Source organism: Nocardia sp. CC201C (genome assembly GCF_030010695.1).
Lineage (GTDB): Bacteria > Actinomycetota > Actinomycetes > Mycobacteriales > Mycobacteriaceae > Nocardia > Nocardia otitidiscaviarum.
Window position 1 is genome coordinate 1 of sequence record NZ_JASCXP010000652.1, and the last position, 2,550, is coordinate 2,550.

General features: G+C 68.8%; 4 protein-coding genes. 2 read left to right on the plus strand and 2 right to left on the minus strand.

Annotated features, from left to right (window positions below):
• A partial coding sequence (locus QK444_RS35515; protein WP_282786402.1) for a helix-turn-helix transcriptional regulator occupies positions 1-266 on the plus strand: 266 nt, incomplete at its 5' end.
• A gap of 274 nt (positions 267-540) precedes the next feature.
• On the opposite strand, the gene QK444_RS35520 is transcribed toward QK444_RS35515, so the two are convergent.
• Complete coding sequence (locus QK444_RS35520; protein WP_282786404.1) at positions 541-1,128, minus strand: ATP-dependent Clp protease proteolytic subunit; 588 nt, start codon at positions 1,126-1,128, stop codon at positions 541-543.
• 70 nt (positions 1,129-1,198) lie between these two features.
• Complete coding sequence (locus QK444_RS35525) at positions 1,199-1,801, minus strand: ATP-dependent Clp protease proteolytic subunit (protein ID WP_282786406.1); 603 nt, start codon at positions 1,799-1,801, stop codon at positions 1,199-1,201.
• 228 nt (positions 1,802-2,029) lie between these two features.
• Here QK444_RS35525 and QK444_RS35530 point away from each other — a divergent pair.
• The coding region (locus tag QK444_RS35530; protein WP_282786408.1) for a carboxymuconolactone decarboxylase family protein at positions 2,030-2,550 on the plus strand (521 nt) is incomplete at its 3' end.

The window sequence follows — 2,550 nt, forward strand, 5'->3', positions numbered from 1 at the left end:
AGACGGCCGGGCGGGCCGGGGTGTCGCCGCAGTACCTCTCCGAGGTGGAGCGCGGCCGCAAGGAACCGTCGAGCGAGATGATCGCCGCCATGGCGGGTGCGCTCGGCACTTCGCTGTCCGGACTCATCGAGCAGGTCGCCGACGACCTCCGGCGCTTGCGGCGCGCGGTGGCGGTGCGCCCGACCACCCGAATCCGCCCCGCCGACTATTCGCGTCCCGCGGCCCCGCACGCCAGCGGCCCGAACCTGGTCCTGCTCGCCGCCTGACCGACCGGCTCCGCTGTCCGCTCGGATGCCGTCGGTGCTGACTCCGGCGCGGCCGACTTCTGTCGCGCCCATGATGTGCTGTGCGCTGACGTACCGATATCCCGTGTGGTCGAGTGGTCCTGCCCTGTCCGATGCTGCCGTGGGCGGCGGCCCGGCCCGTGCCGTGACACCGCATCCGTCGACCGCGTCCCGGCCGTTGTGTCGTTCCAGGTTGCGGTCCGGCTGCCGGGTCGGGACCGGCCGCGATCCGGCCCCGATCGGCGGCGTGCTCGCACTACTCGCCGCCGAGCACCTGGTCGACCAGGCCGTAGTCCACTGCCGCCGCGGCGGTGAAGACGCGGTCGCGGTCGGTGTCGTGGCGGAGGGACTCGGGGGAGCGGCCGGTGTGCTTGGACAGGACGGATTCGACCTCGGCTCGCATCCGCACCAGCTCGTCGGCCTGGATGATGAGGTCGGGGATGGTGCCGCGGCCCTGGGCCGCGGGCTGGTGCAGGACCACGCGGGCGTGCGGGAGGATGGAGCGGCGGCCGGGTGCGCCGCTGGCGAGCAGGACCGCGCCGACCGCGATGGCCTGGCCCACGCAGGTGGTCACCACGGGTGAGCTGATGTGCTGGATGGTGTCGTAGATGGCGAGCATGGCGGTGAGATCGCCGCCCTCGCAATTGATGTAGAGGTTGATGTCCTGGCCGGGGCTCTCCGCCTCCAGGTGCAGCAGCTGCGCGATGAGCGCGTTGGCCACGCCGGAGTCGATGGGCGTGCCCAGGTAGACGATCCGCTCGGTGAGCAGATGCGAGTACACGTCCATGATCCGCTCACCGCGCGGATGCTGCGCGATGACATTCGGAATCGTGTAGGAGCTCATGCCGTTTCCTTTCCCGCATGATCGGGGCGCTGCGTGGTTACACTTCGCTGCCGCCTTCGCGCCTGACCGCTCATGCGATCCCCACCTTCTGTCGTTGCGGAAGCACCTGGCCGAACGATTCGACGATGCCGTCGATGAATCCGTAGTCGCGGGCCTGCGCGGCGGTGAACCACCGGTCGTGCAGCGAGTCCTCGTAGATCTGGTCGTAGGGCTGCCCGGTGTCCTCGGCGATGAGGCCGAGCACCGTCTGCACGGTGTGCCGCAGATCGTCGGCCTGCACCTCCACCTCCACCGCGCTGCCGCCGATACCGGCGGAGCCCTGGTGCATGAGGATGCGGGCGTGCGGCAGCGCGAAGCGCCGCCCCCGGGTGCCGGAGGAGAGCAGGAATTGCCCTGCGCTGCACGCCAATCCGAGCGCCAGCGTGGAGACCTCGCACGGCACCAGCCGCATGACGTCGCGGATGGCGAGCATGGACGGAACCGATCCGCCCGGCGAGTGGATCCACAGCGCGATCCCGGTGTCGGGGTCCTCGGTGGCCAGTTGCAGCATCTGCGTCATCAGCAGGGTGCCGTTGTCGTCGTCGAGCGCGCCGTCGAGTACCAGGATGCGCTTGGCGAAGAGGCGTTCTCGGGTGTGCCAGTTGAACGTCGGTGTCTGTTCGTCGTGTGCCATGGCTCCACCGTGCCCCGCACGCACCGGCGGTGTCCCGCCGTGCTGCCCTGAGCGGATCTGCTCACAGCAGCGAGCCTCTGACCTGCGACGAAAGAAATCTCGAGAAATTTTCGCGAAGTGGGAATGATCGCGACCGCACTAACCTTCTATATGGCAATGGCCGGTTAGAAAATCGGTCAGGCATCAAGCGAACAGCGCGGAAAGCGCTCTACACGAAGAGGTTTCGTCATGTCCCGTCTGCCCCTGATCCAGCCCGAGTCCGCCACCGGCAAGGCCGCCGACCTGCTCGCGGGCGTACAGCAGGCCCTGGGCGTCACCCCGAACATGACCAAGGCCATGGTCAACAGCCCCGCCGTGCTGGAGGCCTACCTCGGCTTCTCCGGTGCGCTGGGCGGCGGTGCGCTGGCCGCACCCACCCGGGAGCGGATCGCGCTGCTGGTCGCCGAGGAGAACGGTTGTGACTACTGCCTTTCCGCGCACTCCTACATCGGCGCGAATATCGCCAAGCTGACCGCCGAGGAGATCGAGGCCAACCGGCATGGCCGCTCCTCCGACGCCAAGGCCGAGGCGGTGCTGACCTTCGCCGCCGCGGTGGTGCGCTCGCGCGGCGGTGTGGAGGAGGCCGATGTGAAGGCCGCCCGGGCCGCCGGGCTCACCGATGGTGAGATCGTCGAGACCATCGCGAATGTCGCGCTCAACGTATTCACCAACTACCTCAACAAGGCCGTCGAGACCGATATCGACTGGCC